A 26,594-nucleotide genomic window follows, 5' to 3' on the forward strand; every position below is an offset into this window, starting at 1 on the left:
CCATATTCAGCGTTGCTCGTGGAAATGATCACGTGACAGCATGAGCGCGTGACTGGCAACGGGGATGACATAGCGAGGCCTCAACGGGTCTCGCGTTTGACGGAGTTGGCGCAGGAAGCGGAGGAAGCCGTACCGGCGACGCCCGCGCCGGCGGCTCAGCCGGCGGACGGGCCGGCAGACGAACCGGCGGTGGCACGGCGCGAGTTTGCCCGTTTGCTAGGCGAATTCCGGCGTACGGCCGTGCTGGTGCCGTTCGACGAGAACGAGAGTCTGTGGACCGCCGACTTCCACGGGGTGCGGTGGATCTGCGCGTTCTCGGACGAGGAGGCGCTGGCGCGGTTCGCGGTGGCGCGGGGTGAGGCGGGCCGGGAGTGGACGTACCGGACGGTCCTGGGTGCGCGGCTGCTGGACGTGATGGTGCCGATGCTGCCGGGTCCGGGCGGTGTGGCGCTGGATGCGGGCAGTGCGGACGGGATGGTGTTCCCGCCGGTGGCGGGGGTCGTTCCGGACGAGGTGGCAGTGGACCTCGCGGAATCGCAAGCGGACAGGTCGGTGACTACGGGGGGCGTACGTGGGCGGGAACGAGCCTGAGCTGGTGGCGCCGGCGGCGGCGCTGGCGGAGATAGCCAAGGGCATCAACCTGGCGCATTCCGAGCTGAAGGATCTCGGGATGATCGGTGAGGCGACGGTCGGCCGGGGCTTCTCGGACCTGGCGCTTTCCGGGCTGGAGCTGGGTCACGGCGGGTTGACGTCGCAGTTCGAGACGTTCTGCAACCGGTGGGAGTGGGGTGTCCGCGCGCTGACGCTGAAGGGGAACGGCTTCGCGCAGGGCGTGGGCCTGTCGGCGGGTTCGTTCGCGGAGCAGGAGCAGTACGTCAAGGACTCGTTCAAGATCGGGGTGAACTCCCTCAACGGGAATCCGCACCTGTCGGAGGACGAGGTCAAGCAGAAGAGCTGGGCGTCCATCCGTGACCAGCACACGTGGGACGGCGCGGACTGGAGCCCGGAGTCGTTCACCGCGGCGCACCAGGAGGTCAAGCAGACCTGGAAGAACACCGCGTACGACGTCGAGGACTCGCTGCTGGACTCGATGGAGCGTTCCGGTGCGCTGGACCCGAAGCTGCGTGACGCGATGGACCGGGAGCTGAAGGACACGCTCGATCCCGATCAGGCGACGATCGAGCAGGCCGAGCAGCCGCGGTGGGGGGAGAGCCGCTGATGGTCGACTGGCGGGAGTGGGGCGACAAGCTGGTCGACGGTGTCGACCGGGGCATCGACAAGGGCAAGGAACTCCTCGGCGAGGGCATCGACTACGCGACCGACAAGACCGGCGAGGCGCTGGACAAGGTCGGTGCGCACGACTGGGCGGACGCGGTCGAGGACTGGGGCGACGAGACCGCCTCCTCGCTGGGCGCGGAGGTCGGGGAGCAGCAGCTCGGGCAGACGGAGCAGGCGGACGAGCTGATCCACGGCAAGCCCGACAAGATCGCGGCGACGGTGAAGAACCTCCGGGACTTCCAGAAGGCCTTCGACCTGGTCGGCGGCGGGATGAAGAAGCTGGACTCCGGTCACTGGAAGGGCGAGGCGGCCAACGCCTTCCGGGAGAAGTTCCAGACCCTGCCGACGGACTGGCTGCACGCGGCGGACGCGATGGAGAACGCGGCCAAGGCCCTGGAGACGTACGCGAAGGCGGTCGTCAGCGCGCAGGGCAAGGCGCGTGAGGCGATCGCGCTGTACAAGGAGGGCGACGAGGACTCCAGGACGGCCGCCGACAGCTACAACAAGAAGGTCGACGCCTACAACGCGGCCCGCACGGGGGACAGTCCGCTGCCGCATCCGGGGAAGTTCTCCGACCCGGGCGAGGCCAAGCGGCAGCGCGCCCGCGACATCCTCGGCGACGCCCGCAAGGCCCGTAACGAGGCCGGCGAGACGGCGAAGGCGGCGGTCAGCGCCGCGCTCGCGCACGCGCCGAAGGAACCGACGGGCCTGGAGAAGGCCAAGCTGGAGCTGATGGACTACGGCGTGGGCCAGAGCATGGAGCTGGCCCACTTCGGCGGCGGCATCGTCAAAGGCACCGCAGGCCTGATCAACTTCGTCCGCTCGGTCAACCCGGTCGACCCGTACAACCTGACCCACCCGGCCGAGTACTACAAGGGCGTCAACATGACGCTCGCCGGCCTGGTCTCCACGGTCGCGAACCCGGACCGTGCCCTGAAGAACGCCTGGGACGCGGCGAAGGGCGACCCGTCGGAGTTCCTCGGCCGCCTGGTACCCGAGCTGATCGGCACGAAGGGCGCGGGCGGCCTGAAGTCCCTGACCCGCCTGAAGAACCTGCCGGACGCGCCGAAGAAGCCGGGCACCACCCGCGGGGACCACGAGAACAACCCGGACGGCAACAGCCAGCGGTGCAAAGAGACGGTCTGCGAGGGCGACCCGATCGACATGGCGACGGGCCGCATGCTGCTGCCGCAGACGGACCTCACGCTGGCCGGCTCCCTGCCCCTGGTGTTCCAGCGCGTCTACGACTCGTCCCGCCGCTCGGGCCGCTGGTTCGGCCCGGGGTGGTCGTCGACGGTGGACCAGCGGCTGGAGATCGACGCCGAAGGCGTCCTCCTGGTCGGTGACGACGGCAGCATTCTCGCCTTTCCGCATCCGGCACCCGGTGTTCCGGTGCTGCCGACCCACGGCACCCGCCGCTGTGCGCTGGACCAGGACGCCTCGGACGGCACGTACACGGTGACCGACCCGGAGACGGGCGTCGTCCGGCACTTCGCCACCGTCGGCGACGGGGACGGCGACGGGCGCGGCAACAACGACGGCGACGAGGCCGTCCTCGTCCAGATCGACGACCGCAACGGCGACTGGATCACCTTCGGTTACGACGCGGACGGCGCGCCCACGGACATCGCCCACCACGGCGGGTACCGGCTCCGCCTGTCCACGGACGGCTCGCGGATCACGGCCCTGCACCTGGGCGACCAGGAGATCCGGCGCTACGACTACACCGACGGCCGTCTGACCTCCGTAGCGGACTCCGCCGGCCGCCCGCTGCGCTTCGGCTACGACGACCGCGGCCGGATGACGTCCTGGACCGACAGCAACGGCCACCGCTACGACTACGTCTACGACGACCGCGACCGGTGTGTCTCTCAGTCGGGCCGCGACGGCGTCATGGCGGGCAGCTTCACCTGGGGCGACGGCGAGTCGACGTACACGGACGCCCTCGGCCGGACCACCCGCTACGAGGTCAACGAGCAGGCGAGGATCACCGCCGAGACGGCACCTGACGGTGGCGTCACCCGGTCCGCGTACGACAGCCGGGGCCGCCTGCTGTCCCGCACGGACCCCTTGGGCCACACGACGCTCTTCACCTACGACGAGGAGGGGCGTCTCACGTCCGTCACCCGCCCGGACGGGCGGACGACGACGGCCGAGTACGACGCCCGTGGGCTGCCGGTCAAGGTGCGGCGCCCGGACGGGACGACGGTCCGGCAGACGTACGACGAGCGGGGGAACCGCACGTCGGTCACGAGCGCCTCCGGCACGCGCACGGAGTTCGCGTACGACGACCGCGGACGACTGGTGTCCGTGACGGACCCGCTGGGCGCGGTCACCCGGGTCCGCACCGACGACGCCGGCCTCCCGGTCTCGGTCACCGACCCGCTGGGCGGGACGACGACGTACGCGTACGACGCCTTCGGCCGCACGGTTCGCGTCACGGATCCGCTGGGTGCGGAGACCCGGCTGGAGTGGACGCCGGAGGGCCGGCTGAGCCGCCGGACGAACCCTGACGGGGCCGGCGAGTCCTGGACGTACGACGGCGAGGGCAACTGTCTGACCCACACGGACGCCGTCGGCGGCACCACGGTCTTCACCTACGGGGACTTCGACGTCCTCACGACCCGCACCACCCCCGACGGGACGCGCTACTCCTTCACGCACGACGTGGCGCTGCAGCTGACGGGCGTCACCAACCCACAGGGCCTGACCTGGGCATACACGTACGACGCGGCGGGCCGGACGGCGTCCGAGACGGACTTCGACGGACGGACCCTGACCTACGCGTACGACGCGGCGGGCCGCCTGGAGTCCCGGACCAACGGCGCCGGTGAAACGATCCGCTTCGAGCGGAACGCGCTCGGCCAGGTGCTCCGCAAGGACGCGGGCGGTGCCGTCACCACGTTCGAGTACGACATCTTCGACGAACTGGCGATGGCGGTGAGCCCGGACGCGACGCTGACGCGTCTGCGGGACCGGTACGGCCGCCTGATGTCGGAGACGGTCAACGGACGGACACTCGCGTTCTCCTACGACGAGGCGGGCCGGCGCACGGGCCGTACGACACCGGGCGGATCGGTGAGCACGTGGTCCTACGACGCGGCGGGCCGCCGCACGGAGCTGACCACGTCCGGCCGGTCAGTGTCCTTCACGCACGACGCAGTGGGCCGCGAACTGACTCGTGCGATCGGTGACTTCGCGCTGCTGTCCTCCGCCTTCGACGAGGCGGGCCGACTGACCGCGCACGAGGTGACCGGCCATGGCGGCCACCGCCTGCAGCACCGCGCGTACCACTACCGCCCGGACGGGAACCTGGTAGGCGTCGACGACCACCTCGCCGGGCCGCGCCGCTTCGACCTGGACGCGGCGGGCCGGGTGACGGCGGTGCGGGCCGACCGGTGGACGGAGCGGTACGCGTACGACGAGGCCGGCAACCAGACGGAGGCGGAGTGGCCACGCGCCGCGGACGCGACGGGCCCGCGCGCGTACTCCGGCACCCGCATCACCCGCGCGGGCGGCGTCCGCTACGAACACGACGCCCAGGGCCGCACCGTCCTCCGCCAGAAGACCCGCCTGTCGCGGAAGCCGGACACCTGGCGCTACGCGTGGGACGCGGAAGACCGCCTGACGTCGGTGACGACGCCGGACGGCACGGTCTGGCGCTACGCGTACGACCCGCTGGGCCGCCGCATCGCCAAACACTCTCCCACGGAGAGCGTCCACTTCACCTGGGACGGCGCGACCCTGTGCGAGCAGGCCACCGAGACCCTCACCCTGACCTGGGACCACGCCGGCCTGCGCCCGCTGGCCCAGACGGAACGCCGCCGCGACACCGACGAGACCCGCTTCTTCGCGATCGTCACGGACCTGATCGGCACGCCGACCGAAATGGTCGACGAGTCGGGCACCCTGGCCTGGCGCTCCCGCACCACCCTCTGGGGCACGACCTCCTGGACCCGCGACGCCACGGCGTACACCCCCCTCCGCTTCCCAGGCCAGTACTTCGACCCGGAATCGGGCCTCCACTACAACTACTTCCGCTACTACGACCCCGAGTCAGCCCGCTACCTCACCCAGGACCCCCTGGGCCTAGCCCCGGCCCCGAACCCGGCGACGTACGTCCACAACCCGCACACGTGGAGCGACCCGCTGGGGCTGACGCCCTGCCCGCCCAAGGGTGAGCGCTCGAACCCGTTCGGGAGTCGTGAGGAGGCCAGGACGGCCGCCTACGAACTGGCGGGCATCAAACCCGGCGAGGCAGAGTTCTGGGCCGAATGGGAGGTTGGTCCGGACATCACAAGAAAGCACAGCCCGGGGTACGTGTATTCGTCGGAGAGGTCACATTGGGGCACCTTCCGGCAATATGAGACACCTCAGGGATCACGCGTCGTGGTGGAACACACACACGACCCGGCCGGACCTCACTTCCATGCAGGTAAGCCCAAGGGCGACCCCGACCGTACCTTCGTGAACTTCGGTTGGGACAATGCCAACTACAGAGACATGGAGCGATATGCAAAGATCAATAAACCAGAAGGAGATCACCATCTCTTCTACGAATAGTGAATCTCACGCACATGACTGAGTCGACAAGAGAAATCTGGCTGAACCGCATCGCTTCCACCGGCCTGACGGTCTCGAACGACCCGATACCCGGTGACGTCCCCTCTGTCCTCGAGGCACTGCAGAGCGTTGCCCATTGGGAGGTTCAGCCTGTGGCAACAGTCCCTTTGAGTCACCCGAAGGCCCTGCAGGAGGTGGACCGGCAGTGGCACGTCCAAGCCGCGCAGAATGGACTATTCAGCGATGACGATTCCTTCCTGCTGAGCATTTCTGGCACCGGCTCCTCGACATTTGGCTGGGCTGTCGTGAAATGGCAGCCTGGCACGCAACTGGCGCCACGGCTCGCGAAGCGTGAAGAGGGGCTGGATTTCCTTGCGATGTCGCTGGACGGGAAAGTTGTGTGCGCCGTGACCGAAGAGGAATACGACTACTGGATCGTCCTCCAGCACCTTCGGTAGAAGCGCAGGCGACGGCGGCCCCGTCCACTGCTTGAGGCTCGCGTCGTCGAGGGCCAAAGAACCTCGACGACGCGGGCGCGGTTAGACGTCCGTGCCGCTAGAGGACGACCCACCCGGCTGGGCGGTGGCCTCCGTGCCTGTGTGGGTTTCGGACGGGGCCACCGCCATCGTGAGGGTGGCGTGGACGCCCTTCGCGATGTTGTTCTTCTTGTACCTGAGGGTGAGAAGGCTGCCCTCCGTGCCGTTGCCGGGGTAAATGGTGTGCTGGTCGAGGGTCGTGCGCTCGGTGGTGCTGGTGGAGTACGGGGCTACCTCGGCCGCGTCCAGGACGGCGGACTCCGCGAAGAAGAGCTGGCCCGTGTGGCAGGCGTGGCCGCCCTCGTAGGCGGCGGAGGTCATCTTTCCCGTCCACGTGGACCTTCGTGTGGATGTGGACGCAGCGGCCCCGGTACCAGCCCGGGAAAGACCGTCGTGAACTCGACGAAGCCTCCGCTGTCGGTGAGCTGCGTGCCGCGCAGGTAGCGCTCGTCGTCGGTCGGCACCTCGTGGTCGCCGCCTCCGCCACCCCCGCCACCTGGGCCTCTGGTGGGCATATCCGTCGGCGGAGTGCCCGTACTCAGGCTCTCGTAGCCCGAGTAGATGCCCAGCGCGTCGCAGTGCCAGATGTCCACCGCGCGTTCCGCACCGGCTTGCAGGTCTCCGCGTCGATCACCCTCAGGCGGAGGGTGATCGGGATGCCCTCGCGGTCCTCGGTGATGTCCCGGATCTTGTCCGCGTCGATGTAGTACGGGGCCCTCGGTCGTCTTCGAGGTGAGCACGTAGCAGGCCTCGCCCGTACGCCGGCCGCCCTGGCCCGCCGACGCGGTGGTGGCGATGCCCGTCCCGATGCCTGCCGCGACCGCGACGCCGCCGCCCGCGAAGAGGACCCGGCTCCGGGTCATGGTCCGCCGGTGCTTCCCCTGTTCTCGTTCGCCTTCTCGTTCTCGCTCATGGGCGAGGACCCTAGGCAGCCGGGCTGTCAGGGACGTGGGGGGGAAGCTATGGGTTCCAGTGTGCCGCTCGGCTCAGTAACCCGACGCGTACGCGACGAAGCCCGCCCACGCGGCCGGTGCGAGGGCGAGTTGGGGGCCGTCGGTGCACTTGGAGTCGCGGATGTGGATCGTGTCGGGCGTGGTGGCGACCTCGATGCAGGAGTCGCCTTCGCTGCCGCTGCTGTAGCTGCTCTTGAACCACGCCGGTTCCGTGGCGTCGCCGGCCGAGGTGTTGCGGATCATGTCTCTCCCAGCAGTTGCTCGATGAGGGCCGTCGACTCACGGGGCGTGAGAGCCTGCGCCCGGATGATGCCATAGCGCAACTCCAGGATATGGAGCGGCTTCCGCTCCGTCACGGGTCGGCCGTTGGCCACCACAGGAGAGCGCCCTACCGCCGATCCGTCCCCGAACTTCAGCACCTCGATCCCGCCGTCGACTCCAGCATGCTCCTCCCGGTCCATCGGCATCACCTGGAGCTCGACGTTGCGCATCCGGCCGACGTCCAGAAGGTGCTCCAGTTGAGGGCGGAGCAGTGCCCGCCCGCCCAGTGGGCGGCGGAGAGTCCACTCCTCCAGGACAAAGCTGAGCTCGGGGGCGGGATCGCGCTCGAACACCGACTTCCTGGCCATGCGGCCCGCCACCATCCGCTCCACCTCGTCCTGCGTGTACGCCGGGCGCCGCATCATGAGCAGCCCGCGCGCATACGCGGGTGTCTGCAGCAGGCCGTGGATGTTGAGCGGGTCGTAGAGCTGGATCTCGACCGCACTCGCCTCCATCTTGGCCAGGGCCCGCACCTTCTTCGGGTACCGGACCTTCGCCACGTCGTCCTTCATCGCCGAGATCAGGCCGTCCGCGCCGAGGACCTCGTCCGCCTTGTCCAGGTACTCCGGCCTGGGGATCCGCTTGCCGCCCTCGATCTTGTAGACCAGGTCCTCGCCGTAGCCGACGGCCACCCCGAATTCAGCGGCCCGCATGCCCACCGCCTCCCGCCGCAGCTTCAACTGCCGCCCCACAGTGGCGACGACGGCCACGCCCCAGTCGTCGTCCGGATCCACCTCCCAGCCCGGCTCGTCCTCCTCGGTCTTGAGCCGTCCTGCGCTCTCGTCCACCGTCATGCCGCGCCCTTCCCCTCGGTCCTGCGTGCCGCAACGGCCCTACCCGCCGCCGACGCCCCGACAGCCCGGACAGCAGTGGACAAGCCCCGGACAGTCACCCTACGTATCGGCGGAGTCACTGTTCACGGTAAGCACAGGCAGCCACGCTCGGTGACGTGAATCCGAAGAACTCCCTTGATTTCCGTGTCCAGTTGTCGCCAACCCCGCGCGGCGCCCGGCTCGCCCGGCTGCTCGCCGTCGAGTGGCTGCGGACCCGCGAACTGCCGTACGGCGTCGGCGACACGGCCGCCCAGATCGTCGCCGAACTCGCCACGAACGCCGTCACCCACGGTCGCGTGTCCGGCCGGGACTTCCTGGCCGTGTTGGAAGTGGACGCGGGCACGCTCCGTATCGAGGTCACGGACACCCGGAGCGAACGGCTCCCTCTCGCCGGGCGGGGACAGGGGCGTGGACTGCTGCTCGTCGAGGCGCTGGCCGACCGGTGGGGCGTCACGGTCGGGCCCGTACCCCGGAAGACGGTGTGGGCGGAGCTGGATCTCGTCGGTTCACCGGAGCTCGGTCAGCCGCATTCCGGTGGCTCGGGTGGCCCCAAGTCACAAGTACTGGAGAAGAAATGACCTCACCAAACCCACCCTTTCCCTCCCGGTAGGGCACCGTCACCCATGCAGGTGAAATATGCCAACTGGGCTGGCGCCGGGACCGGTTGCTTGATCTACGCTCAGCGCGACCGACAACAACCGCAGACATGCGTCGGCCCCCGCCGGGACGGCAATCCCGTTGCGAGGGCCTGACCATCCAGGAAGTACGGAGCTTCCCGATGGATAGCCAGAACATTAGCGTGCGCCCGTCCACCCCGTCTCGTAACAACGGGAAGATCCACCCTCATCGGCGTACGAGTGGCGGCGTCATTCACGAGAACACGCCCCATACCGAGCGCTTCACCATCGTCGGCAACGACCTCCTCCAGCACGAGGAGCTGTCGGGGCTGGCCCGCGCCATCGGCGCGTACATCCAGTCGGTGCCCACCGGCGCGCCGGTCGACATCAAGACCATCGCCCGGAAGATGCGCGAGGGCACCACCCGGACCGCCGCCGCCATGCGCGAGCTGGTGACCTTCGGCTATCTGCGGCGCGAGCGCCTACGCCTGCCGAACGGGCGGATCGTGACGCGGACGGTGTTCTGCAACCAGCCTGGCCGCAGCAGCACCACTACCCGTACCGGTTCCGCACGGCCGACGCCGAAGCCGAAGCAGGCACCGAAGCCGACACAGACAGTCCGGCCCGGGCCGCGTCGTCGCGCTCTGCCCGCCGTGCCGCAGCCGGCGTACTCCACCCCTGACCTGCTCCTTACCGCCGTCGAGGTGCTTGCCGGGCTCCGACTCGCAGATCCCCGCCTGCTCCTCTCCGCCGCCGAGACCGAGCACCTGGCCCCGGGTGTCGGCGCCTGGCTGGAGCGGGACCTCACCCCCGACCAGGTCCACCGCGCGCTGACCGCCGACCTGCCGGAGCCGCTGTACCGCCCCGCCGCCCTCCTGGCCCACCGCCTCGCCGACCGGCTCCCGGCCCCGCCACCGTTCCGGGCGCCTCGACAGCACCCGCTCCAGAACTGCGACGTCTGCGACCACGCCTTCCGGGGCCCCGCCCCCGGCCGCTGCGCATCCTGCCGCCACACCGGTCCGGGAGCCGATCACTCACGCGAGTGAATATGCCAAGTACATAGGCCGCAAGGCGCGGTTGTCATACCTACGCTCGTCGCGACCGAAGACCACCGGAAGCCGGAAGAAGGACCTTCCCGTGCACGACGACGGCCACCCCACCGACGGCCCGCCCCTGAGCGACGACGACCTCGACGTCGACTATGTCCTCACCCACAAGAACGACGACCTCACCGGCGGCTTCATCCTGCTCGACAACGAGCTCATCCACGATCGGACGCTGTCCTCGCTCGCTCTCGGCCTTGCAGCACACATCCTGTCGCTGCCCGCCGGGACGCCCATTGACGCCGAAAGTCTTGCCGAGCGGTTCCCCGAGGACGGCGGCGCCACCAAGATCGCCGCCGCCCTGGACGAGCTGGAGGCGCGAGGGGTCCTGCCGCTCTGAGAACCCGGCTCCGGCCGCCGCCCCGCCACGACCACTCGCAAGGAAGCCCATGGTCAGCTCGCCCCATGAAGCGATGCACCGCATCTTCCAACACGATCTCCACCTCTTCAGCCGCCTGTCCGAACTGCTCGGGTTACCCCTTCCCCCTCCGGTCGAGGTGACCGTCCTGCCCAACGACCTCACCGAGGCAAGTCCCGTCGAGCGCCGGGTGGACACCCTCCTGCGCCTCGACAGCGCGGAAGACGGGTCCCTCCTCCTGGCCATCGAGGCGCAGGGGAAGAAGGACCCGGCGAAGCCGGCGAGCTGGGCGTACTACACCGCGTATCTGTGGACGAAGTACGCGCTGCCGACAGCTCTGCTGGTCGTCTGCCAGGACCGGTCCACCGCCGACTGGGCCGGGCGGCCGGTGGCCAGCGGGCCGCCGCACATGCCCACCCTCACCATTCAGCCGGTCGTCGTGGGACCGCACAATATGCCCGTTGTCACCGATCCCGCCGAGGCCCGCGCCGACTTGGCGCTGGCCACCCTGTCGGCCATCACTCACGCGGGCGATCCGGACATCGGTGCCATACTGAAAGCACTGTCCACCGCTCTGCGGGACGTCCCCGAGGACGTCGCCGACCCGATCATCGAATTCACCACCCAGGGGCTGGAAAAGCGACCGGCCCTAGAGCTCTGGAGGAACCTGGTGGCCGTGGACCTCTCCTTCTACAAGTCGGTCATCTCCGAGGAGATCCGGGACGAAGGCCGTGCTCAGGGCCGGGCCCAGGGAAGTGCCGACGCCATACTGATCATCCTGGAGCAGCGCGGTCTCGACGTGTCCGACGACGCCCGTCAGCGCATCGCCGGCTGCGACGACCCCGAGGTACTGCGTCGCTGGGTCGCCCGTGCCGTCACCGTCTCCTCCGCCGAGGAGATCTTCGCCGACGAGGACGAGTAGTCCGTCCGAGCACACGAAAGGGGCCCAGAACCTACGAGACGGTTCCGGGCCCCTGCCCGTTCAGCTCAGCTCAAGAAGACCTCAGCCGCGCGCCGCGTCCGGGTGGACCGACTCCGTGATCGGGCGCTCGTCGGCCGGCTTCGTCGTCGTGACCGGCTTGCGGAGCTGGATGTTCAGCTCGCGCAGGCGGGCCTCGTCCAGTTCCGTCGGGGCGCCCATCATCAGGTCCTGGGCGTTGCCGTTCAGCGGGAAGGCGATGGTCTCGCGGATGTTGGGCTCGTCGGCGAGGAGCATCACGATGCGGTCGACGCCCGGGGCGATGCCGCCGTGCGGCGGGGCGCCGTACTGGAAGGCGCGGAGCATGCCGGCGAACTCGGTCTCGACGGTCTCGCGGCTGTAGCCGGCGATCTCGAAGGCCTTGAACATGATCTCGGGCTCGTGGTTCCGGATGGCGCCGGAGGAGAGCTCGATGCCGTTGCAGACGATGTCGTACTGCCAGCCGAGGACGTCCAGCGGGTCCTGGGTCTCCAGGGCCTCCAGGCCGCCCTGCGGCATCGAGAAGGGGTTGTGCGAGAAGTCGATCTTGCCGGTCTCCTCGTCCTTCTCGTACATCGGGAAGTCGACGATCCAGGCGAAGCGGAAGACGTTCTCCTCGAACTGGCCCGCGCGCTTGGCGGCCTCGACGCGGACGGGGCCCATGATCTTGGAGACCTCGTCGAACTCGCCGGCGCCGAAGAACACCGCGTGGCCGGGCTTCAGGCCCAGGCGCTCGGCGAGGACCTTGACGTTCTCCTCGGTGAGGAACTTGGCGATCGGGCCGGTCAGCGCCAGCTCCTCGCCGACGCGGACCCAGGCCAGGCCCTTCGCACCGAGCGAGACGGCGAAGTCGCCGAGGCCGTCGAAGAACTTGCGCGGCTGGTCGCCGGTGTCCGGGACCGCGAGCGCGCGGACGTGCTTGCCCGCGAAGGCCTTGAACTCCGAGTTCTCGAAGACGTCGCTGATGTCGACGAGTTCGAGCGAGGTGCGCAGGTCCGGCTTGTCGTTGCCGTACTTCAGCATCGACTCGCGGAACGGGATGCGGGGGAACGGGGACGTCACGTGACGGCCGCCGCCGAACTCCTCGAAGAGCTCGGTCATCAGCTTCTCGATCGGCTGGAAGACGTCCTCCTGCTCGACGAAGCTCATCTCCACGTCGAGCTGGTAGAACTCGCCCGGCGAGCGGTCGGCGCGGGCGTCCTCGTCGCGGAAGCAGGGCGCGATCTGGAAGTAGCGGTCGAAGCCGGAGATCATCAGCAGCTGCTTGAACTGCTGCGGCGCCTGCGGCAGCGCGTAGAACTTGCCCGGGTTGAGGCGGGAGGGGACCACGAAGTCACGCGCGCCCTCGGGGGAGGTCGCCGTCAGGATCGGGGTCGCCATCTCGTTGAAGCCGAGGGCCGTCATCTTCGAACGGATCGAGGAGATCACGGCGCTGCGCAGCATGATGTTCCTGTGCATGCGCTCGCGGCGCAGGTCGAGGAAGCGGTACTCGAGCCGCCGCTCCTCGTTGACGCCGTCGTCGGTGTTGATGGTGAAGGGGATCTGCTGGGCCGCGCCCAGGACCTCGACCTCGGCGGCCTCGATCTCGATCTCGCCGGTGGCGAGGTCCGGGTTCACGTTCTCGGCGCCGCGGGAGACGACCTTGCCGTCGACGCGGACGACCGTCTCCTTGGTCAGCTTGTCGAGAACCTCGGCCGCCGCCGTGCCGGGGCGGGCGACCAGCTGGGTGATGCCGTAGTGGTCGCGCAGATCGATGAAGAGGATGCCGCCCAGGTCGCGCCGATTGTGCAGCCAGCCGCTCAGCCGGACGTCGGTGCCGACGTCAGAGGCGCGGAGCTCGCCGCAGGTGTGGGACCTGTACCGATGCATCGTCGTTCATCCAGTTCTTCGGGATCCGTGATGGAGAAGCTTGACAGCGTCAAGCCTTCCCAAGCCTACCGGGCGACCCAAGATCGCGATTCGAATACTCTCAGTGGCGACCTGCTGTCCGATATTCATAAAGTGGGGCAATGCGCACCGAGGACGTCCTGGCCGCGATCGCGACCGGCCTGTGGCGCTGGGACAACGCCTCCGGGTTCGTCACCCTCGACGCCGAGGCGGCCCGGCTCCTCGGGCTGCCCGCCGAACCCGCGCGGCTCACCGAGGCGCAGGTGCGTTCCCGGTTTCATCCGGTCGACTGGAACGAGATCGACGGGGTGGTGAACCTCGCCGTCGCCGAGGGCACGCTCGCCGAGGCCCGGCTGCGGATCATGGACGAGCGCGGCCGGGTGATCCGTACCGTACGGAGCAGGTCCAAGCCGCTGATCGAGGGAACCGACTACCAGCTCGTCGGCACCCTCCAGGAGGTCGCCGAGCCGCAGCCCGGCGCCGCGGGGCCGCACACGCCCATCACCGGCGACTGGCGCCGCTCCCGCGAGGCCTTCCTGCTCGACGCGGGCCGGGCGCTCGCGGAGGCCCGGTCGACGGCCGAGGTGCTGCGGGTGGCGGCGTCCCTGTCGATGCCCGGGTTCTCGCCGGACGGGCTCGCCGTCTTCGGGATGTCCGGCGAACGGCTCACGGTGATCGGCCATCACGGGCACGGCGACGGCGACGAGGGGCCGTTCACCTCGATGACCCTGGACACCGACTACCCGGCGGCCGAGGTCGTACGGACCGGGCGGGCGATCTATCTGCCGAGCCCGGAGGAGTACGCCCGGCGCTTCCCGATGACCTGGCCGCTCGCGCAGCGCTTCGGCCGCCGCTCGTGGGCCTTCGTCCCGCTCGTCGTCGCCGGACGGACGATGGGCGCGTGGATGGCCGCGTTCAAGCATCCGGTGGCGTTCACGCCGGACGAGCGCAGCGTCCTGACGACGGTCGCCCGGATGCTGGCGCAGGCGCTGGCCCGGGCCGGGGTGGCCGAGTCGGAGCGGGAGCTGTCGCTGGGACTGCAGCGGGCGATGATGCCGGTCCTCGGCCCCGGCATCCCCGGCATCCAGGTGGCGGCCCGTTACGTGCCCACCGGCGGCGGGCTCCAGGTCGGCGGCGACTGGTACGACATGATCCGGCTGCCCGGCGGGTCCGGCGCCGGCCGGATCGCGCTGGTCATCGGCGACGTGCAGGGCCATGACGTGCGGGCCGCCGGGCTGATGGGGCAGCTGCGGATCGCCCTGCGCGCCTACGCCTCCGAGGGCCACCGCCCGGACGCCGTGCTCTCGCGCGCCTCGCGCTTCCTGTACGGCATCAACGACGGCACGGGCGGGGTGGCCGGGGGCGGTGTGGACGGCACGGGCGGTGTGGACGGCACGGACGTCGGAGGCGGCTCCCGGCCCGGGCCCGGATCCGCGTCCGCCTCCGGCTACGGGCCCGGATCCGCCTCCGGCTACGGGTCCGGCTACGGCTCCGGAGACGACCCGTACGGCGGGCCCCGCTTCGCGACCTGCCTCTACCTGGAGGTCGACCTGGAGACGGGCACGGTCGACATCGCGCGGGCCGGTCATCCGGACCCGGCGGTACGGATGACTGACGGAACGGTTCTGCTGAGACCCACCGCCGGCGGCCTGCCCCTGGGCATCGTCCCGGACACCGACTACCCCACCACCCGGCTCACCCTGCAGCCCGGCGAGACCCTGATGATCTGCACCGACGGCCTCCTGGAGACCGGCGGCCACGACCTCGACAGCGGCTGGGAACGGGTCCGCAAGCTGCTGGAGTCCGACGACGGCGACGACCTGGAGGCGCTGGCCGACCGGCTCGTGGAGGCCGTCCACGGGCCCGGCTCGCACCACACCACGGGGCCGCTCGCCGACCGCCGCGAGGACGACATCGCCGTCCTGCTCCTCTCCCGCCAGGGCGCGGCCGTACGGGAGGCCCCGCGCCGCACGATGATGACCGTCGCCCAGGCCGAGCCGGAACGCATCGCCGCCGCCCGCGAGCAGATGCGCCAGCTGCTGCACGACTGGAAGGACGGGGACCAGGTCGACTCGGCGGTCCTGATGGTCTCGGAGATGGTCACCAACGTGCTGGTCCACACCGACGGCGACGCGCTGCTCGTCGCCGAGGTGGTCTGCCGCGACCACGCCCGCCGGCTGCGCGTCGAGGTGGCCGACGCGAGCGACGAGCTGCCGCACAAGCGGCATCCGGGCGAGATGGCGTCCAGCGGACGCGGGCTGATCCTGATGGAGATGCTGGCGCACAGGTGGGGCGTGGACCCGCGGGGCGAGGGCAAGGCGATCTGGTTCGAACTGGAGGAGCCGCCGTCGGGGAACGGCTGCTGCGGCTGAGGCCGGGCCCGGGCCCGTGGCGGGCTCGCCCGCGGGCGTGACAGGCGGCGGCCGGCCGCTGGGCCCAGGCTCCTGGCGAGCCGGAACCACAGGAAGCCCGGCCGCTGGACCCGGGCCCCTGGCGAGCCGGGAGCACCGGAAGCCCGGCCGCTGGGCCCCAGGCCCCTGGCGAGCCGGGACCACCGGAAGCCCGGCCGTGACAGGCGGCCCCCGGCCGCTCGGCGCAGACTGGTGACGTACGGCCGCGGGAGGACGTCCGGGGGGTCGTGGGGCCCGCGGGAGGCAGCCGGGGGGACCACGGAGTGCGTCATGGATACCCACAAGGTCGGCAGCGACACCACGGTCCTGGCAGACAGTCTGGAGGTCCCCGGGATCGGCCACATCCCCGTCAACGCGTACGTCCTCACCGCCCGCGAGCCGGTCGTCGTCGACACCGGCCTCTCGGTCTCCGACCGCGACTTCGTCGCCTCCCTCGGCGAGGTCGTCGACCCGGCCGACATCCTCTGGATCTGGCTCACCCACCCCGACCGGGACCACACGGGCGGCATCTTCGACCTGCTGGTGGCCGCTCCCCGCGCACGGGTCGTCACCACGTTCATCGGCGCGGGGATCATGACCACCGAACGTCCGCTGCCGATGGACCGGGTCTACTTCCTCAACCCGGGCCAGAGCCTCGACGTCGGCGACCGCATGCTGCGCGCCTTCCGGCCGCCGCTCTTCGACAACCCGGCCACCGTCGGCTTCTACGACGACAAGACCCGGATCTGCTTCAGCTCGGACTGCTTCGGCGGCCCGATGCCCACCGCCGAACTCGCCGAGAGCGGGCACGCGAACGACCTCAGGCCGGACGAGCTGCGGGCCGCGCAGCTGCTGTGGGCGACGGTGGACAGCCCGTGGGTGCACGTCGTCGACCAGGCGAAGTACCGGGCGTCGATCGAGCCGTTGCGGGAGATGAACCCCGAGATCGTGCTGTGCACGCACCTGCCGCCGGCGGTGCGGATGACGGACACGATGCTGGAGACGATCTCCATGGCACCGGACGCCGACCCGTTCACGGGCCCGGACCAGGCCGCACTCGAACAGATGCTGAAGGCCTTCGAGTCGGGCAGCACCCCCGCGGCGGCCACCTAGGCCGTCTCCTGGGCCGGGCCCTCGTACCGGCTGCGCAGCTCCCCGATGATCCCGAAGAAGGCGGCGGTCAGCGGTACGGCGAGCAGCATGCCCAGGACCCCGGCGACGGAGGCGCCGGCGGTGATCGCCAGCATGACCACCGCCGGGTGCATCTGCACGGTGCGGGACTGGACCACGGGCTGGAGCACGTTGCCTTCGAGGACCTGGACGGCGAGGACCACGCCGAGCACCCACAGCGCGATGACGAAGCCGCGGTCGGCGAGGGCGACGAGCACGGCGACGGCGCCGGAGAGGAAGGCGCCGAGGTACGGGATGTAGGCGGTGACGAACACCAGCGCGGCGAGCCCCACCGCGCCCGGCACCTGGAGGACGAGCAGGCCCACCCCGATGAGGACGGCGTCGACGAAGGCGACGAAGGTCGTGCCCCGCATGAAGCCCTCGACGGCCTCGAAGGCGCGTCGCCCCATGGCCTCCACCATGTCGCCGGTGGCGCGCGGCGCGAGCGAGCGGAGCACGTCGGCGGCGCGGTCGGAGTCGCGGAGGAAGAAGAAGATGAGGAGCAGGGCGAGGACGGCGGTGGCGAGCATCTGGCCGACGACGCTGAGCCCGGAGATCAGCCCGGTGGCGGCGGTCCCGCCGAACTTCTCCAGGAGTTGCCGGGCGTTCTTGGCGAGGTCGTCGAGGGAGGTGCCGGCGGCTCCGAAGTGCTCGGCGATGTCGACGGCGGCCTGTCGCAGCGAGTCGACGATCTGGGCGCCGGTGTCGACGAGCGCGGCGACGACGATGTAGGTGGCGCCGCCGGCCACCACGAGCACGGCGAGCACGGTGATTCCGGCCGCGAGCGACTTCTGCACCCTCATCCGGAGCAGGCGCCGGTAGAGGGGGCCGAGGAGCGCGGTGCCGAGGAGGGCGAGCAGGACGGGTGTGACGGCGGTCTTGAAGACCACGCACAGCCAGACGAAGACGGCCGCGACTCCGGCGACGAGCAGCGCGACGGCGCACCAGGCGGCGGTACGGCGAGCGCCCTCGGGCAGCAGGGGGCGGTCGGCGGCGGTGCGGTCGGTGGGCACGCCTCCACCGGACCACGCCGCCCGGCGTGTCGTCGCGCGCTGAACGCCGTACGGGTGACGCCGCGTCAGGAGCGGTACGGGCGGGGCGGGCGCACGGGCGAAGGCCCGCGCCCGGCCCGGCGTACGGGCGAAGGCCCGCGCCCGGCGTACGGGCATGGGCCGGCGCCCGGCGCACGGGCATGGCCGGCGCCCGAAGCTCCCGCCGCGTCCGGCGTACGGGGCCGAGGCCTCGCGCCCGGGGCGAGAACCCCGCCCGCGCCCGGCCTCCGGGCCAAGGTCCGCGCCCCAGCCCCCGCCGGGGCGACGGCCCGCGCCCGCCGCCCGGCGTACGGCCGAAGGCCCTCGCCCCGCGCCCGCGGCCCCTACCGCTCCGCTCCGCCCCGTAACCGACGCCTACGGCGTCTGCTCCCCCATCCCGTGCACCGCCGGGATCGTGCCGAGCCGGCCCGCCTGGAAGTCCTCGAAGGCCTGGCGGAGTTCGGCCTGGGTGTTCATGACGAACGGGCCGTAGTGGGCCATCGGCTCGCGGATCGGCCGGCCGCCGAGGAGGACGACCTCCAGGTCGGGCGTGTGCCCGTCCTGCTTCTCGTCGGCGCGGACGGTCAGCGCCCCGCCCTTGCCGAAGACGGCGGTCTGGCCCATGTGGACCGGGCGCCGCTCCGCGCCGACCGTGCCGCGGCCGGCCAGGACGTAGGCGAGGCCGTTGAAGTCCTCGCGCCACGGCAGGTTGATCTCCGCGCCGGGGCGCAGGGTGGCGTGGAGCATCGTGATCGGGGTGTGGGTGATGCCCGGGCCCTGGTGGCCGTCGAGCTCGCCGGCGATGACGCGGAGCAGCGCGCCGCCGTCGGGGGAGGTCAGCAGCTGGACCTGGCCGCCGCGGATGTCCTGGTAGCGCGGGGCCATCATCTTGTCGGAGGCGGGCAGGTTCACCCACAGCTGGAGGCCGTGGAAGAGGCCGCCGCTGACGACGAGGTGCTCCGGCGGGGCCTCGATGTGGAGCAGGCCCGAGCCGGCGGTCATCCACTGGGTGTCGCCGTTGGTGATGGTGCCGCCACCGCCCTGGGAGTCCTGGTGGTCGAAGATCCCGTCGATGATGTAGGTGACGGTCTCGAAGCCGCGGTGCGGGTGCCAGGGCGTGCCCTTGGGCTCGCCGGGCGCGTACTCCACCTCGCCCATCTGGTCCATCATGATGAACGGGTCGAGGTACTGGTAGTTGATGCCGGCGAAGGCGCGGCGCACGGGGAAGCCCTCGCCCTCGAAGCCCTGGGGCGCCGTGGTCACGGCGAGGACGGGTCGGGCGACGGCGTCGGCGGCGGCGCTGACGCGGGGCAGGGTGAGCGGGTTCTCGACAGTCACGGCAGGCATGGCGGGACCTCCTTGTGCGACCAGTTTAGTTGAATTCTGAACTTCCTGCCACCCGGAACGCGAAACGCCCGGGAGGAATTCCTCCCGGGCGCCTCGCCACGAGCCTCAGGTACGAGCCTCGCTCAGCCGTACATCCGCCGCATCGCGTAGTCGACCATCTGCTCCACGGCCTTCGCGTCGAAGACCATCCGGTGGTCGCCCTCCATGTCGAGGACGAAGCCGTAGCCGGTCGGGAGGAGGTCGATCACCTCCGCGCCCGTGATGACGAAGTACTTCGACTCCTTGCCCGCGTAGCGGCGCAGCTCCTTGAGCGTGGTGAACATCGGGATCACCGGCTGCTGGGTGTTGTGCAGCGCCAGGAAGCCGGGGGTGTCGCCGCGCGGACAGTAGACCTTCGAGGTCGCGAAGATCTGCTGGAAGTCCTCGGCGGAGAGGGTGCCGGTGGTGAAGGCCCGCACCGCGTCCGCGAGCGACGGCGGGGACGGCTCCGGGTACAGCGGGGGCTGCTGGGCGTAACCGCCCTGCATGCCCGGCTGCATACCCGCCTGCATGCCTCCCTGCATGCCCGGCATCCCCTGCTGCGGGGGCTGGCCGTACTGCTGCTGGGCACCCGGGTTCTGCTCGTAGCCGTACATGCGGGTCAGCCTATCGAGGCCCGGGCGGGGCGTGCGGCCCGCGTCACAGATGTCCGGATAGGGGTTGCCTTTTATTACCGGTGGGTAGCATCATCGTGGAGAGCGTGGGCTACTCGCCGGTAGTACGCCGTTGCCGAGTACGCGCACGAGGACATCCGCCTCCCCGAGCCTTTACGGAGCCGTCGCCATGGGGCACTACAAGTCGAATCTCCGCGACATCGAGTTCAACCTCTTCGAGGTGCTCGGCCGCGACAAGGTGTACGGCACCGGTCCGTTCGAGGAGATGGACGTCGAGACCGCGAAGAGCATCCTCGACGAGATCCGCCGCCTCGCCGAGAACGAGCTGGCCGAGTCCTTCGCCGACGCCGACCGCAACCCGCCGGTCTTCGACCCCGAGACCAACACGGCCCCGGTCCCGGCCTCCTTCAAGAACTCGTACAACGCCTTCATGGAGTCCGAGTACTGGCGCCTGGGCATCCCGGAGGAGATCGGCGGCACCGTCTCCCCGCGCTCGCTCATCTGGGCCTACGCGGAGCTGCTGCTCGGCTCGAACCCGGCCATCTGGATGTACTCCTCCGGCCCGGCCTTCGCCGGCATCCTCTACAACGAGGGCAACGAGGCGCAGAAGAAGATCGCGCAGATCGCCGTCGAGAAGCGCTGGGGCTCCACCATGGTGCTCACCGAGCCCGACGCGGGCTCGGACGTCGGCGCCGGCCGCACCAAGGCGATCCAGCAGGAGGACGGCTCCTGGCACATCGAGGGCGTGAAGCGCTTCATCACGTCCGGTGAGCACGACATGGAGGAGAACATCCTCCACTACGTCCTCGCCCGCCCCGAGGGTGCCGGCCCCGGCACCAAGGGCCTGTCGCTCTTCCTCGTCCCGAAGTACGAGTTCGACTGGGAGACCGGCGAGCTGGGCGCCCGCAACGGCGTCTACGCCACCAACGTCGAGCACAAGATGGGCCTCAAGGCCTCCAACACGTGCGAGATGACCTTCGGCGACAAGCACCCCGCCAAGGGCTGGCTGATCGGCGACAAGCACGACGGCATCCGCCAGATGTTCCTCATCATCGAGTTCGCCCGCATGATGGTCGGCACGAAGGCGATCTCCACCCTCTCCACGGGCTACCTCAACGCCCTGGAGTACGCCAAGGAGCGCGTCCAGGGCACCGACCTGGCGAACTTCATGGACAAGAACGCGCCCAAGGTCACCATCACGCACCACCCGGACGTCCGCCGCTCGCTGATGACGCAGAAGGCGTACGCCGAGGGCATGCGCTCCCTCGTCCTCTACACGGCGGCCGTCCAGGACGAGATCGCGGTCAAGGAGGCGGCCGGCGAGGACGCCAAGGCCCTGCACGGCCTGAACGACCTGCTGCTCCCGATCGTCAAGGGCTACGGCTCGGAGAAGGGCTACGAGCAGCTCGCCCAGTCGCTCCAGACCTTCGGCGGCTCCGGCTTCCTGCAGGAGTACCCGATCGAGCAGTACATCCGCGACGCCAAGATCGACACGCTCTACGAGGGCACCACGGCGATCCAGGGCCAGGACTTCTTCTTCCGCAAGATCGTCCGCGACCAGGGCGCGTCCCTGAACGCGCTGGCCGAGGAGATCAAGAAGTTCCTCGCGGTCGGCACCGGCGGCGAGGAGCTGGCCGGCGCCCGCGACGCGCTCGCCAAGGCGGCCGTGGACCTGGAGGGCATCGTCGGCGCGATGCTGACCGACCTCACCGCCACCGGCGAGGACGTCAAGAACATCTACAAGGTCGGCCTCAACACCACCCGCCTGCTCATGGCGTCCGGCGACGTGGTCGTCGGCTACCTGCTGCTGCGCGGCGCGGCCGTGGCCGCCGAGAAGCTGGCGGCCGGCGCCTCCGGCAAGGACGTCGCCTTCTACCAGGGCAAGATCGCGGCCGCGAAGTTCTTCGCCGCCAACGTCCTGCCCGGCGTCTCCACCGAGCGCGTCCTCGCCGAGGGCGTGGACGGCTCCCTGATGGACCTGGACGAGGCCGCGTTCTAGTACCCGCACAGGTACCGCACAGGTACGCGCCTGAGTCCGCACAGAGGAACGGCTCGCTCCCGGGGAGGGGAGCGGGCCGTTCCTTTTTCTTGTGCGCCTCCTCGTGCACTTCCTCTGCACTTCCCTGTCCACAGGTGCTGTCGCGGCCGGTTGTCCGCAGGGGACCCACGGGCCCGCGTCCGCATTTCGAGACTGCGTAAGGTGAACGACATGAGTAGCGCACCTGTCCGCTTCGACCGCGGCCACACCGATGACCTCATGACCTTCCTGGCGGCCTCGCCGTCGCCGTACCACGTGGTGGCGAACGCCGCGGAGCGGCTGGAGAAGGCCGGTTTCCGCAAGGTCGAGGAGACCGACGCCTGGGAGGGGACGGCAGGCGGGAAGTACGTGATCCGCGGCGGCGCGATCATCGCCTGGTACGTGCCCGAGGGCGCCGCCCCGCACACCCCGTTCCGGATCGTCGGCGCGCACACCGACTCCCCGAACCTGCGGGTCAAGCCCCAGCCCGACTTCGGCCGCGAGGGCTGGCGCCAGATCGCCGTGGAGATCTACGGCGGACCGCTGCTCAACAGCTGGCTCGACCGCGACCTGGGCCTGGCCGGCCGGCTCACCCTGCGCGACGGCTCCCACCACCTGGTCAACGTGGACCGGCCGCTGCTGCGCGTGCCGCAGCTCGCCATCCACCTGGACCGCCAGGTCAACGAGGGCATGAAGCTGGAGCGCCAGCGCCACATGCAGCCGATCTGGGGCCTGGGCCCGGTGCACGAGGGCGACCTGATCTCCTTCGTCGCCGAGGAGGCCGGTGTCGACGCCGAGGAGGTGACCGGCTGGGACCTCATGGTCCACGCCCTGGAAGCGCCGGCCTACCTGGGCCGCGACCGCGAGCTGCTCGCGGGCCCGCGCATGGACAACCTCATCTCCGTGCACGCCTGCGTCGCCGCGCTCACCGCCGCCGCGGCGCAGGGCGATGCCCTGCCGTACATCCCGGTCCTCGCCGCCTTCGACCACGAGGAGAACGGCTCCGAGGCCGACACCGGTGCCCACGGCCCGCTACTCGGGAACGTCCTGGAGCGTTCGGTGTACGCGCGGGGCGGCGGTTACGAGGACAAGGCCCGCGCCCTCGCCGGCTCGGTCTGCCTCTCCTCCGACGTCGGCCACGCCGTGCACCCGAACTACAGCGAGCGCCACGACCCGACGCACCACCCGCGCCCCAACGGCGGCCCGATCCTCAAGGTGAACGTCAACCAGCGGTACGCCACCGACGGCAGCGGCCGCGCCGTGTTCGCCGCCGCCTGCGAGAAGGCCGGCGTGCCGTGGCAGTCCTTCGTCTCCAACAACGACATGCCCTGCGGCACCACGATCGGCCCGATCACCGCCGCCCGGCACGGCATCTCGACGGTCGACATCGGCGTGGCCTGCCTGTCGATGCACAGCGCCCGCGAGCTGTGCGGCGCCGACGACCCGTACCACCTGGCGAACGCGCTGGTGGCCTTCCTGGAGGGCTGACGCACCTGACGCACGCGACGACCGGCCCCTGCCGTGCGGCAGGGGCCGGTCGTCCCGTCTCAGGCGTCCATTCCGGCCAGGATCAGCGGGAGCCGGGCCGCGCCGCCCTCCGTGATCCGCACCGGGACGCCCCAGTCCTGCTGGTGCACGTGGCAGGCCGGGTACTCGTTCTCCGGGTCGTCGTCGCAGGACGCGGCCATCGCCGAGACGTGCAGGACGCCCTCGGTCAGCTCCGGGTTCAGCTCCAGCTCGCGGAAGAGGTCCGTGCCCTTGCCCTCGCCGGAGAGCAGCAGCTCCGGAGGGGTCGAGGAGACCAGGAGCCGGGTGCAGGGGCCGTAACGCTGGTCCAGCTTCTGGCCCTTCGGGGCCTGGAAGACCACGTCGAGGCGGAGCCGGCCCGGGGCGACGTCGGTGGCCTCGCGCTGGGTGCGGTGGGCGACCGCCTCGACCTGCACGGCCTCCTCGGGGAGGCGCAGCCGGGTGAGCCGGTGCCGGGCCGACTCGACGACCACGACGTCCTCGCCGACCACGACCGCGTCGCTGGGCTCGCGCAGGTCGGTGGCGAGGGTGGTGACCTCACCGCTCGCCGGGTCGAAGCGGCGCAGCGCGTGGTTGTACGTGTCCGAGACGGCGACCGAGCCGTCCGGCAGGGCCGTGACGCCCAGCGGGTGCTGGAACAGGGCCTGGCCGGCGGCGCCGTCGCGGTGCCCGAAGTCGAAGAGGCCGGTGCCGACGGCGGTGTGCACCGTCCCCTCGGTGTCGATCCACCTGAGCGCGCTGGTCTCGGAGTCGGCGATCCACAGCCGGTCCGCGGTCGCGGCGAGCCCGGAGGGCTGGGCGAACCAGGCCTCGGCGGCGGGCCCGTCGACCAGGCCCTCGTTGGTGGTGCCGGCCGCGACCTCGACGGTGCCCCTCTCCGGGTCGTAGGTCCAGATCTGGTGCACGCCGGCCATCGCGATCCACACCTTGCCCTGCCACCAGGCGACGTCCCACGGCGAGGACAGGTCGACCTCGAGGGCGGGGCCGGAGGTGGGGGAGCCCTGCCACCACTGGCGGCCGGTGCCGGCGATCCGCTCGACCGCGCCGGTGGCCGGGTCGAAGAGCTGGAGCGCGTGGTGCACGGTGTCGGCGACGACGACCTTCCCGTCCGGGAGGACGGCCAGGCCCTGCGGCTCGCGGAACACCTCGCCCTCGGCGCCGATCCGCCGTACCACCGTCTCGCCGTCCTGCTCCAGCTCGACGAGCTGGTGCCGGGTGGTGTCGGAGACCAGCAGGTTCCCGGAGGGCAGCAGGACCGCCTTGCCGGGGAAGCGCAGGTCGGTCGCGACCGGCTCCGGCGGCACGTACGGCCCGTCGCCGCGCCGCAGCGTCCCCTTCGCCTCGTGCTCCGCCTCCAGCTCCTCGACGAGGGTGCGGATCGCGTTGGCGTGGCCCTCGCCGGCGTGCTGCGCGACGACGTAGCCCTCGGGGTCGATGACGACGAGCGTGGGCCAGGCCCGGACGGCGTACTGCTTCCAGGTCGCGAGCTCCGGGTCGTCCAGGACCGGGTGGTGCACCTCGTAGCGCTCGACGGCGTCGACGACGGCCTGGTGCTCCGCCTCGTGCACGAACTTCGGCGAGTGCACGCCGACGATCACGAGCGTGTCCCGGTGTTTCTCCTCCAGCTCGCGCAGCTCGTCGAGGACGTGCAGGCAGTTGATGCAGCAGAAGGTCCAGAAGTCGAGCAGGACGATCTTCCCTCGCAGGTCCATGAGGGTCAGTTCGTCTCCGCCGGTGTTCAGCCAGCCGCCCTTGCCGATCAGCTCGGGGGCACGGACACGGGCACGGCGGGGCGCGGGCGCGGGGGTGGGCGCCGGGGCGGCATCGTTCATGGTTCAAGAGTGCCGCACGGTTCGCCGGACGGGTGAAAGAGGGGTCCGGGTGGCGGGACGGGCGCGTGTCTTGCCCAGGGCTCGTGCGGGCGGCATGGCGAGCATGGCGGGCAGTGCACGACCGGAACGATCATCCGACTATTCGGCCGGGAGGTGTCATGCGGCCGCGTCACACCACGCTGCTCCTGCTGCTGTTACTCCTGTTGCTCCTCCTCCCGGCGGGTCCGCAGCCCGCCCTCGCGGGCGGCGCCGGCGACGGCGCCCTCGGGATGACCGTCACCGTCAACGGCTCGGCCACGGAGGCGACCGTACGGGCCGGCGGGACCGTCGTGAAGCACTACCGCCTGGTCAACCGAGGCGAGGCCGACCTCCACCGGGTGCGGGTCACGGATCCCGACGTGCCCGGCGGCGAGGCCGGCTGCCCGGCACGGCCGCTCGCGGCGCTCCACGCGACGGTGTGCACCGCGCGCTTCCGGGCCCTGCCCGGGCGCCATGCCGGCACCGCCCGCGCGACCGGCGACATCCCGTCGCTCGGCCGGAGCCCGACGGTCACGGCGCGCTCCGGATACGACGGCGTGGCCGGCGCCCTCGTCCTCACCGAGGGGGTACGCGTCGGGCCGCCGGGCACGGCCACCGTGCGGTACGCGGTCACCAACCGCGGCAACCGGCCGGTCCACGCCGTCCGGCTCACCGACCGGACCCTCGCCCCCACGCCGAGCGGGCTCGTGTGCACCGTGCCGGCCCTCGCACCCGGCGCCTCCGCGACATGCGCGGCGACGGTACGGCGCGGCCCCGGCGACCACCGCAGCGCGGGCCTGGCCGAGGGCAGCGACCGGATCACGACCCTGGGCGAACACGGCGAACGCCTCCCGCCGCCGCTGCTCACGGCCCGCGCGTCGGCCGCCTTCCGGATGCCGGCGCGACCGGCGCCCGAGCCGCCACCGGCGTCCGCCGCACCACCGGCGCCGGTGCCGCCGGCAGCCGTACCGCCTCCGGCCGCACGCACCCGGCCCGGGCCCCTGCCGTCCGCGGGGGCGGCGGGCACGGGACCGGGCGCGGGGACACCCGCGGCGGGAGGACCGGGCGCCGCTGCCGCCGGTCCTCCGGCGGGTGCCTCGGGAACGGCCGCGGGTGCGGCCGGGGCGGCAGCCGGTGCCGGTACGGCGGCGGCCGGCACGGCCGCGGACGCGGCGGCAGCGGCTGCGGCGGCCGCCCTCGCC

The 26,594-nt window shown here is 71.0% G+C and carries 19 protein-coding genes and 2 pseudogenes; 13 read left to right on the forward strand and 8 right to left on the reverse strand.

The window, feature by feature from the left end; all coding sequences use genetic code 11:
* Window positions 1–105 precede the first annotated feature (105 nt).
* Genes ACFVGS_RS05400 through ACFVGS_RS05415 form a run of 4 tightly spaced genes read left to right on the forward strand, consistent with a single transcriptional unit; the run spans window position 106 to window position 6,299 of the window.
* Window positions 106–591: an SseB family protein gene (locus ACFVGS_RS05400; RefSeq protein WP_385690582.1), complete on the forward strand. Its 486-nt coding sequence runs from the start codon at window positions 106–108 to the stop codon at window positions 589–591.
* Complete coding sequence (locus ACFVGS_RS05405; protein WP_384411503.1) at window positions 572–1,219, forward strand: hypothetical protein; 648 nt, start codon at window positions 572–574, stop codon at window positions 1,217–1,219. The genes ACFVGS_RS05400 and ACFVGS_RS05405 overlap by 20 nt, the downstream gene beginning before the upstream one ends.
* Complete coding sequence (locus ACFVGS_RS05410) at window positions 1,219–5,841, forward strand: putative T7SS-secreted protein (protein WP_385690585.1); 4,623 nt, start codon at window positions 1,219–1,221, stop codon at window positions 5,839–5,841. The genes ACFVGS_RS05405 and ACFVGS_RS05410 overlap by 1 nt, the downstream gene beginning before the upstream one ends.
* 14 nt (window positions 5,842–5,855) lie before the next feature.
* Window positions 5,856–6,299: a hypothetical protein gene (locus ACFVGS_RS05415; RefSeq protein WP_384411499.1), complete on the forward strand. Its 444-nt coding sequence runs from the start codon at window positions 5,856–5,858 to the stop codon at window positions 6,297–6,299.
* An 81-nt stretch (window positions 6,300–6,380) separates the two neighbouring features.
* Here ACFVGS_RS05415 and ACFVGS_RS05420 read toward each other — a convergent pair.
* From ACFVGS_RS05420 to ACFVGS_RS05430, 3 genes and pseudogenes are all read right to left on the reverse strand, one after another.
* Window positions 6,381–7,240 (reverse strand): annotated as a pseudogene (locus ACFVGS_RS05420) (intradiol ring-cleavage dioxygenase).
* A gap of 123 nt (window positions 7,241–7,363) precedes the next feature.
* Window positions 7,364–7,573 carry a DUF397 domain-containing protein gene (locus ACFVGS_RS05425; RefSeq protein ID WP_384411497.1) on the reverse strand — a complete coding sequence of 70 codons (210 nt, stop codon included), beginning with the start codon at window positions 7,571–7,573 and terminating at the stop codon, window positions 7,364–7,366.
* Window positions 7,570–8,445 (reverse strand): helix-turn-helix domain-containing protein, encoded by an 876-nt coding sequence (locus ACFVGS_RS05430; protein WP_384411495.1) that lies wholly within the window; start codon window positions 8,443–8,445, stop codon window positions 7,570–7,572. Before ACFVGS_RS05430 ends, ACFVGS_RS05425 begins: the two co-directional genes overlap by 4 nt.
* Before the next feature lie 155 nt (window positions 8,446–8,600).
* Between ACFVGS_RS05430 and ACFVGS_RS05435 the strand changes: the two genes are divergently transcribed.
* The 4 genes from ACFVGS_RS05435 to ACFVGS_RS05450 all read left to right on the forward strand — a co-directional run bounded on the left by ACFVGS_RS05435 (window position 8,601) and on the right by ACFVGS_RS05450 (window position 11,484).
* The gene (locus ACFVGS_RS05435; RefSeq protein WP_384411493.1) at window positions 8,601–9,062 is read left to right on the forward strand and encodes an ATP-binding protein; all 462 of its coding nucleotides are present in this window, start codon (window positions 8,601–8,603) and stop codon (window positions 9,060–9,062) included.
* A 200-nt stretch (window positions 9,063–9,262) separates the two neighbouring features.
* Window positions 9,263–10,147, forward strand: coding sequence for a helix-turn-helix domain-containing protein (locus ACFVGS_RS05440; RefSeq protein WP_384411491.1), 885 nt, complete (start codon window positions 9,263–9,265; stop codon window positions 10,145–10,147).
* A gap of 91 nt (window positions 10,148–10,238) precedes the next feature.
* Entirely contained in the window at window positions 10,239–10,544 is a 306-nt protein-coding gene (locus ACFVGS_RS05445) for a hypothetical protein (RefSeq protein WP_384411489.1), read from the forward strand.
* Window positions 10,545–10,593: 49 nt separating this feature from the next.
* Window positions 10,594–11,484 (forward strand): hypothetical protein, encoded by an 891-nt coding sequence (locus ACFVGS_RS05450; protein ID WP_384411487.1) that lies wholly within the window; start codon window positions 10,594–10,596, stop codon window positions 11,482–11,484.
* An 81-nt stretch (window positions 11,485–11,565) separates the two neighbouring features.
* Here ACFVGS_RS05450 and aspS read toward each other — a convergent pair whose 3' ends face one another.
* Entirely contained in the window at window positions 11,566–13,389 is a 1,824-nt protein-coding gene (aspS, locus tag ACFVGS_RS05455) for an aspartate--tRNA ligase (protein ID WP_385690591.1), read from the reverse strand.
* A 140-nt stretch (window positions 13,390–13,529) separates the two neighbouring features.
* Here aspS and ACFVGS_RS05460 point away from each other — a divergent pair, with 140 nt between their 5' ends.
* Complete coding sequence (locus ACFVGS_RS05460) at window positions 13,530–15,779, forward strand: SpoIIE family protein phosphatase (protein WP_385690594.1); 2,250 nt, start codon at window positions 13,530–13,532, stop codon at window positions 15,777–15,779.
* Between the two features lie 309 nt (window positions 15,780–16,088).
* The gene (locus tag ACFVGS_RS05465; RefSeq protein ID WP_385690597.1) at window positions 16,089–16,910 is read left to right on the forward strand and encodes an MBL fold metallo-hydrolase; all 822 of its coding nucleotides are present in this window, start codon (window positions 16,089–16,091) and stop codon (window positions 16,908–16,910) included.
* Here the strand turns inward: ACFVGS_RS05465 and ACFVGS_RS05470 are convergent.
* From ACFVGS_RS05470 to ACFVGS_RS05480, 3 genes are all read right to left on the reverse strand, one after another.
* Entirely contained in the window at window positions 16,907–17,980 is a 1,074-nt protein-coding gene (locus tag ACFVGS_RS05470) for an AI-2E family transporter (protein WP_384411480.1), read from the reverse strand. The two genes, ACFVGS_RS05465 and ACFVGS_RS05470, sit on opposite strands and share 4 nt — an antisense overlap.
* Window positions 17,981–18,373: 393 nt before the next feature.
* Window positions 18,374–19,345 (reverse strand): pirin family protein, encoded by a 972-nt coding sequence (locus tag ACFVGS_RS05475; protein WP_384411478.1) that lies wholly within the window; start codon window positions 19,343–19,345, stop codon window positions 18,374–18,376.
* Window positions 19,346–19,467: 122 nt separating this feature from the next.
* The gene (locus tag ACFVGS_RS05480; protein WP_384411476.1) at window positions 19,468–19,980 is read right to left on the reverse strand and encodes an SseB family protein; all 513 of its coding nucleotides are present in this window, start codon (window positions 19,978–19,980) and stop codon (window positions 19,468–19,470) included.
* A 187-nt stretch (window positions 19,981–20,167) separates the two neighbouring features.
* Between ACFVGS_RS05480 and ACFVGS_RS05485 the strand changes: the two genes are divergently transcribed.
* Window positions 20,168–21,997, forward strand: coding sequence for an acyl-CoA dehydrogenase (locus ACFVGS_RS05485; protein ID WP_384411474.1), 1,830 nt, complete (start codon window positions 20,168–20,170; stop codon window positions 21,995–21,997).
* A 210-nt stretch (window positions 21,998–22,207) separates the two neighbouring features.
* The gene (locus tag ACFVGS_RS05490; protein ID WP_385690602.1) at window positions 22,208–23,503 is read left to right on the forward strand and encodes a M18 family aminopeptidase; all 1,296 of its coding nucleotides are present in this window, start codon (window positions 22,208–22,210) and stop codon (window positions 23,501–23,503) included.
* Window positions 23,504–23,562: 59 nt separating this feature from the next.
* Here the strand turns inward: ACFVGS_RS05490 and ACFVGS_RS05495 are convergent, their stop codons facing one another.
* Window positions 23,563–25,374, reverse strand: coding sequence for a thioredoxin-like domain-containing protein (locus ACFVGS_RS05495; RefSeq protein WP_385690605.1), 1,812 nt, complete (start codon window positions 25,372–25,374; stop codon window positions 23,563–23,565).
* Between the two features lie 158 nt (window positions 25,375–25,532).
* Between ACFVGS_RS05495 and ACFVGS_RS05500 the strand changes: the two are divergent.
* Window positions 25,533–26,594 (forward strand): annotated as a pseudogene (locus ACFVGS_RS05500) (hypothetical protein); the annotation flags it as partial.

This window comes from Streptomyces sp. NPDC127114 (genome assembly GCF_042677525.1).
Taxonomy (GTDB): domain Bacteria; phylum Actinomycetota; class Actinomycetes; order Streptomycetales; family Streptomycetaceae; genus Streptomyces.

Bases quoted from the DNA above. Each gene is read 5' to 3' on its own strand.
- ACFVGS_RS05410 (WP_385690585.1), top strand. From the start codon at position 1,219: ATGGTCGACTGGCGGGAGTGGGGCGACAAGCTGGTCGACGGTGTCGAC.
- ACFVGS_RS05415 (WP_384411499.1), top strand. From the start codon at position 5,856: ATGACTGAGTCGACAAGAGAAATCTGGCTGAACCGCATCGCTTCCACC.
- ACFVGS_RS05425 (WP_384411497.1), bottom strand. From the start codon at position 7,573: ATGATCCGCAACACCTCGGCCGGCGACGCCACGGAACCGGCGTGGTTC.
- ACFVGS_RS05430 (WP_384411495.1), bottom strand. From the start codon at position 8,445: ATGACGGTGGACGAGAGCGCAGGACGGCTCAAGACCGAGGAGGACGAG.
- ACFVGS_RS05440 (WP_384411491.1), top strand. From the start codon at position 9,263: ATGGATAGCCAGAACATTAGCGTGCGCCCGTCCACCCCGTCTCGTAAC.
- ACFVGS_RS05450 (WP_384411487.1), top strand. From the start codon at position 10,594: ATGGTCAGCTCGCCCCATGAAGCGATGCACCGCATCTTCCAACACGAT.
- aspS (WP_385690591.1), bottom strand. From the start codon at position 13,389: ATGCATCGGTACAGGTCCCACACCTGCGGCGAGCTCCGCGCCTCTGAC.
- ACFVGS_RS05460 (WP_385690594.1), top strand. From the start codon at position 13,530: ATGCGCACCGAGGACGTCCTGGCCGCGATCGCGACCGGCCTGTGGCGC.
- ACFVGS_RS05465 (WP_385690597.1), top strand. From the start codon at position 16,089: ATGGATACCCACAAGGTCGGCAGCGACACCACGGTCCTGGCAGACAGT.
- ACFVGS_RS05475 (WP_384411478.1), bottom strand. From the start codon at position 19,345: ATGCCTGCCGTGACTGTCGAGAACCCGCTCACCCTGCCCCGCGTCAGC.
- ACFVGS_RS05480 (WP_384411476.1), bottom strand. From the start codon at position 19,980: ATGTACGGCTACGAGCAGAACCCGGGTGCCCAGCAGCAGTACGGCCAG.
- ACFVGS_RS05485 (WP_384411474.1), top strand. From the start codon at position 20,168: ATGGGGCACTACAAGTCGAATCTCCGCGACATCGAGTTCAACCTCTTC.
- ACFVGS_RS05490 (WP_385690602.1), top strand. From the start codon at position 22,208: ATGAGTAGCGCACCTGTCCGCTTCGACCGCGGCCACACCGATGACCTC.
- ACFVGS_RS05495 (WP_385690605.1), bottom strand. From the start codon at position 25,374: ATGAACGATGCCGCCCCGGCGCCCACCCCCGCGCCCGCGCCCCGCCGT.